Genomic DNA, 6,082 nt, shown 5'->3' on the forward strand with positions numbered 1-6,082 from the left:
GTGCAATACTGCCCTGTGCCCCTCACATTGTCTGATCCGTCAGCCAAGTAAAAGCATCCGCACCCGTAGGCCGGGTGCCGAAACGGGCGATTCTGTGCGGTAGAGATCGAAATTCGTCTTTATGTTGCAAAACTGACACGCAGCTTTGCCCTTCAAGACTTGTTGAAAATGAAACTGCTTTTTGCAGGTGCAATATTTATTGCGCGGTTGCAGCAAATTCAGACCGCAGCGGAAGGCCTTGCCCGAATGGCCTCCAGCCAGCCGGCCAGCGCATTTTGCTCGCTTTCCGGCGCTATCTTCACCCAGGCCGCAAACTCTACGAAAACGAAGGCCGCGATATCGGCAACCGAGAAAGTCTCGCCGGCCAGCCAGGCCGATTGCGAAAGCCGGGTGTCGAGAACGGACATGAAACGCCGGGCACGTTCACGCCCGCGCTCTGCCAGTTCGGGGATCTGCTCCACCGCATGCGGACCGGGAAGCGCCCTGCCCGCCATGGATTTCGAGCTGTTGCGCAGCACCTCCATCACGGCCATCAGGCCATCAAATTCGCAACGCCACAGCCATTCGGCTACGCGGGCTTTCTCAACCGGGTTTGTGCCCATGAGCGGCGGATCGGGATAGACCTCCTCCAGCCAGCGCGCGATGGACGCGTTGTCACGCAGCACTTCGCCTTGCGGTGTCACAAGGACAGGCACGGTGCAGTCCGGGTTCACGGCGCGGAAGCTCTCGGAGAACTGTTCGCCATTGCGAAGGTCGATCTGGACGGTTTTCACCTCCACCCGCTTCTCGGCCAGAATCATCCGGGCGCGGCGCGGGCTGGGTGCCGTGGCGCAATCATAGAAGGTGATGGTCATCAGCTCGCTCCGGGGCTCGGAAGTATTGTCAGGAGAAGAGGGCAGGCCGGCGGCCCGCCGCGCCAATCCGGCTTTCAATCGCGTGGCCAAGCGTAACCAGCGTGCCTTCCTCGAAGAGAGGAGCCCACAGGCTTGTGGCGTAGGGCACCTCGAAGGTTTCGCCAGACTCGTCCGCAGGCGCCCCGAAGAGCGTCCGGGTCGGTTGTGACTGGAAGCCAGCGCGCAGGGCAAGCTGGGGATGACCGGTGAAATTCGTGATGAGCAGCATGTTGCCGGCAAAGTTCGGCCCCATCACTGCGTCGAGGCCGCTTATGCGCTCGTCCATCATCACCATGACTTCGCGGCGCAGGCGGTCTGCATTCACCAAGTCTACGCCGCTGATGAAGCGGGCCCGGCGGAAAGTGTTCGGCCAGGCGGCATCATCCTGCCAGCGAAGGCGGGCGTCATCGCCAGAAAGGGACAATTCCTCGAAGGCTGCAGCCGCCTCGGCCTCCAGCTGCAGGAGAAGCGCGGCGTAGGGCAGCGTATCGACTTCGAAAGGCACCATCTCAACGCCGAGCGAACGCGCAATTTCGAGCGCCTGCCGGTCCAGCTCGCTGCCCTGCTCCAACCATTGTGGATTGTAACCGAGGCGGAGCCCGGAAAGGTCGCGTCCGAAATCACACGCAAATCCGTGGTCGAACGAGGCAGGGTCGCCCGCATCGGCGCCGTTGATCGCGGCAAGAACAAAGGCCGTGTCGGCAACATGACGGGTAATGGGCCCGATCTTGTCGAGCGACCAGCAAAGCGCCATTGCATCGGTGCGTGCAACGCGCCCGAAGGTCGGCCGCAGGCCCGCCGTGCCACAACGGTGAGAGGGCGACACAATGGAGCCAAGTGTCTCTGTACCGATCGAAAAAGCGCACAGGCCAGCCGCTGTCGCCGATGCGGACCCGGCCGACGACCCTGAGGAGCCTTCGCGCGGATTGAACGGATTGCGGGACACGCCGCCAAACCAGATATCGCCATAGGCAAGCGCGCCAACACTTGTCTTGCCCAGCAGCACGGCTCCGGCCTCGGCGAGCCGGGTTGCCACCACGGCAGTACGTTCGGCTACCCGGTCGCTATAGGGTGTTGCGCCCCAGGTGGCGGGCAGATCAGCGACATCGATAATGTCCTTCAGCGCGTAAGGGATGCCGTGGAGGATGCCACGCACCCGTCCGGCCGCGCGTTCACTGTCGCGAAGGGCGGCTTCTCTCAGCGCATGTTCGGCCGCGACAGTGATGTAGCATTCCAGCGACGCGCCATGTCGCTCTATCCGGTCCAGATATATCTGCGTCAGCTCGACCGAACTTAGTTCGCCACGCGCCATCCAGCCTGCCTGCTGCCAGACCGGCGCATAGGCGATATCTTCGGCTGATGGCGGCAGGGCGGGCACCGTGCCCGGTGTTCCATGCACGCCGCTATCCTGTTCGCGCCAATTGCGTCCGGGCAGGCGCGGATCGAAATGCTGGGCGGGGGCCAGCGTGTTGGGACGGGCATGGGCACGCAGGGCCTCAGCCCTGTCGCTCCACCCTTCCATCGTACGGACGATCTGGGCACGCTCTTCGTCGGTATAGCTGACCGAAAAGAGGGGCTCGGCGCACTCAATCGTGCCGGCCGTGATCTCCTCATCGAGCCGCAGGGCGCCTGCCTGGCCACTGGCCAGCCCCGCCGCTCCGCCAGCCATGAGGCCGAGTATCGAACGGCGTGTCGCAACGGGTGATCCGGTCATCTTTGTCTCCCCACCATCAACATGAGCAACTTGCCGGGGCGGCGACAAATTACAAGACGCCTGCCCCGTTTCTGCCCTGATGTGTCCAAAAATGCCTTATTCTGTCCAAGTCCTGACGTCTTGCGTCCGTAGGGTTAATGAGGGTTGATAACTTAACGGAGGGGGGCCTCCTCATGACTGCGCATGATTATACGGATACGAACACGCGCCGCCGTCCCGAATTCCGCACTGCAGGGATTAACGGTTCGGGAGAGGTGAAAACGATGAGCCGCATTGATCAGAAGACTCACCAGATCGTCGACCGGCTCAGCGATGCCTTCTACCGGGCGGCTGGCGATTTCAACGCCTATCTGGATTTCCGCGCCACGCGCGGACGCATGTTCGGTGGCGCCTTGCCGCCGCATCGCTGGGTGCAGCGCGCGGCGCAATACCCTGACAGCCACATCATGCACTTCTCGATTCTGGCGGCGCTGATCCTGTTCGAGGGCCTCGCAAACGCCTACTTCTTCTCAAAGGCTTCAGACCTTGGCCTGCTGGGCGGCTGGATCCAGGCGATTACCGTCGCCTTCACCAACGTCATTGCTGCCTTCTTCCTCGTAGGCTTTGTCGGACTGCGCAGCCTGTCCAATCCCGACCGACCGTTCTCGTTCGCGGCAGCTCTGGTGCTCGTGCCGGTCGCGCTGTGCTTTGTCGTCTTCCTGAACTTCTCGGCGGCGCATTATCGCGACCTTCTGGAAATCAACGAGGCGGTGCTTGCCTCCGGCACGCTGGCTTCGACCGGCGAGATACTGGCGCCGGTTACTCGCGCGCTCACCTTCCAGCCGTTTGAAACACTCGAAGCGCTGCTACTCTTCATCCTGGGCGTCACGTTCGCGGCCATCGCTGCCTTCAAGGGCGCAACGTTTGATGACCGTCTGATCGGATATGGCGCCGTACAACGCCGCGCCATCCGCTCAGCGGCGCATCTTGCAGCGGTCATCAAGCAGGTACCGCTTGACCGCTCGGGCGAACCCTCTGGCGGCAGCAATACGGTCGGCAGCAGCACCTATGAGGATGCCGTCCAGCTAAAGCTCGACATTGATGCCTATTTTGCCGAGCAGACGCAGCGTGCGCTCAGCCGTCACCGCGAAGCGGCCGATTTCCAGGACGATACCGCCCGCATGACCGCACAGTCGTCTTCGCGCGACGACAAGCCGCCTTTTCCGGGCTAACATCACCTGAACCGGTGCGGGGGCGCCGGGCAAGAAGGGGCGATGCGTCATGAGAGGCAAGGATTTCGTAGGCCTGTTCAACATGGTCGTCGTGGCGGGTGTGCTCGGCGCCATCAGCTACGCCGCCCTTGTCCTGCAGCCGGAGGAATACGACCCCGAGACGCTTTGCCTCGTCGGGGCCGTGCCCTCCCATCGCGTTCTGGTGATCGACAAGACCGATCTCTATTCTCCCGAACAGGCCGGACGCATCGAAGCGCTCGCCCTGCAGGCCCGCGACCGGCTGGATGTTGGCGAACGCTTCTCGCTCTTCGAACTGGATGAGCGCGGCGAACTGACCCACACCAACAGCTTCTCGCTGTGCAATCCCGGCCGCGGCGAGCAGATCAATCCGCTCTATCGCAATCCGAACCGGGTCGAGGCGCGCTACCAGGCCCTCTTCGAGCGTCCGCTCCAGCGCGCGCTGGCCGACCTTGTCCGCCCCAAGGATGCGCCGCAAAGCCCGATCCTCGAAGCGCTCGCCAGACTCGCGCAAGAGGAGACTTTCAATTCTTCCGTACCGCGCCGCCAGATCGTCCTGGTATCCGACATGCTGCAGAACTCGTCCTTGTATTCGGTTTATGGACAGGCCCGGCAGGACCTTTCCGGCCGTCTGCCCGATCCCGAAACGATCGCGCGGCAGATTGAAAACGAATACGGCGATGTCCTGCGCGGCACCGAGATCGAGGTGTCACTGGTTGCCCGCGAGGGCTGGAGCGCACAGCAACGCGCCGAGCTGCAGGCACACTGGCAGGCCGTTTTCGCCCGGCTGGGGATGCGACAGAGCTGGCAGGAATTCTGAAAAAGGCACTGGCCTCAATAGAGGTCAAAATTTACCGCGCCTTAACTATACTAATTATTTCAGAGATTTACCAAAAATAAAGCACGAATTTTTACCGGACTGAAACGGTCTCCGGTGTTTACTCGCATCACGTTCAGGACGGGTCGGGATGGCTTGGCTCCTGGGCAGCCAGCGAGCTAAACAACAAGGAGTAGTGGGATGAAAAATCTGGTTTCGCGTTTCTTCAAAGACGAGTCGGGCGCCACGGCTATCGAGTATGGTCTGATTGCTGCGCTCATTTCGGTTGTCATCATCGTGGCCGTGACCGCGATCGGTGAAAACGTGCAAGGCCGCTTCGAAGCGGTTCAGACTGCACTGGGCGGCGCTGCCGAAGAATAGGCCGGCTTCGCTACAAAAAGTCCCGACCCACAAGTCGGCTGGATGGGCCGCCCTCGCGTGAGGGCGGCCTTTTCAGTTCCGGGGCAGGCTGAAGCCGCCCCAAAGGCTTTTCTGTCAGGCCGCGCCGGTATAGTGACGTGGGCCATGACACAGAACACGCACCCGTTTGCAGACGGATTCGAACCCGCCGCGCCCTCCGCGTGGGAAGCTCTTGCCGTGAAGGCGCTGGCCGGAAAGCCGGTCGACACGCTGGTCCGCAAGACGCGCGACGGCATCGAACGCGGGCCGCTTTATGCGCCTCACAACTGCGCCCCGGCTTTTGAAGGCCTGCCCGGCTCTGCGCCTTTCGTGCGCGGCGCGAATCTCGCGCGGGATGCCTGGCTTCCGTGGGCCATGCGTCAGAGCCCTGACACGCCTGCACCCGCTGCTGCCAATGACGCGATCCTTGCTGACCTCGCCGGTGGCGCCAGCGAAATCACTCTTCTGATCGATCCATCAGGCAAAACCGGTATTGCCGCACGGAATCTGGCAGAGCTGGAAACTGTGTTGAGCGATGTGATGCTGGACCTCGCGCCCGTGCACCTGCGCGCCGGGGGCTGGGATATCGAGGCGGCCGGCCTGCTCCTCGATCTTCTGGAAACGCGCGGCAAGATTGCCGGTGCAGGTCTCGGCCTCTCTGCTGCACTCGGACAGGCGTCAGACAAGCGCCTCGCGCTGGCACGCCGGGCGAAAGAGGTTTCACCCGCCATCCGGGCGTTCCGGGCTGATGGACGGGCAATCTTCGAGGCTGGCGGTACCGAGGTGCAGGAACTGGCCTTTGCAGCCGCCAGCGCGGCTGAAGCGATTGAGGCGCTCGTCGCGGGCGGGTGGGAGCCAGGCGATGCGGCTGCCACCATCGAGGTGGAGCTGGCCGCCGACACCGATATCCACCTGACGATAGCCAAGCTGCGCGCCATGCGGCTGATCTGGGCGCAGATGATGGAGGCATGGGGCGTTGATGATAAACGCGCCGGGCTGCAGCTGCATGCGACAACAAGCGAGCGCGGGC

Annotated in this window: 6 protein-coding genes; 4 read left to right on the forward strand and 2 right to left on the reverse strand. The window is 62.6% G+C overall.

Annotated features, from left to right (window positions below; genetic code table 11):
• Window positions 1–218: 218 nt before the first annotated feature.
• Window positions 219–854, reverse strand: coding sequence for a glutathione S-transferase family protein (locus tag ACTS2Z_RS07825; RefSeq protein WP_442572654.1), 636 nt, complete (start codon window positions 852–854; stop codon window positions 219–221).
• A gap of 28 nt (window positions 855–882) precedes the next feature.
• A complete protein-coding gene (locus ACTS2Z_RS07830) occupies window positions 883–2,607 on the reverse strand; it encodes an amidase (RefSeq protein ID WP_442572655.1) in 1,725 nt (574 codons plus the stop codon).
• A gap of 173 nt (window positions 2,608–2,780) precedes the next feature.
• Between ACTS2Z_RS07830 and ACTS2Z_RS07835 the strand changes: the two genes are divergently transcribed.
• The 4 genes from ACTS2Z_RS07835 to ACTS2Z_RS07850 form a co-directional block, all read left to right on the forward strand.
• On the forward strand, window positions 2,781–3,818 hold the full coding sequence (locus ACTS2Z_RS07835) for a hypothetical protein (protein ID WP_442572656.1): 1,038 nt from the start codon (window positions 2,781–2,783) through the stop codon (window positions 3,816–3,818).
• A gap of 49 nt (window positions 3,819–3,867) precedes the next feature.
• Window positions 3,868–4,656 (forward strand): hypothetical protein, encoded by a 789-nt coding sequence (locus ACTS2Z_RS07840; RefSeq protein WP_442572657.1) that lies wholly within the window; start codon window positions 3,868–3,870, stop codon window positions 4,654–4,656.
• Window positions 4,657–4,854: 198 nt separating this feature from the next.
• Window positions 4,855–5,034, forward strand: a complete 180-nt coding sequence (locus ACTS2Z_RS07845; RefSeq protein WP_442572658.1) for a Flp family type IVb pilin — start codon at window positions 4,855–4,857, stop codon at window positions 5,032–5,034.
• Between the two features lie 144 nt (window positions 5,035–5,178).
• Window positions 5,179–6,082: methylmalonyl-CoA mutase family protein (locus ACTS2Z_RS07850; protein WP_442572659.1), on the forward strand; the 904-nt coding region annotated here is incomplete at its 3' end.

This window comes from Glycocaulis sp., from assembly GCF_052168375.1.
Taxonomy (GTDB): Bacteria; Pseudomonadota; Alphaproteobacteria; order Caulobacterales; family Maricaulaceae; genus Glycocaulis.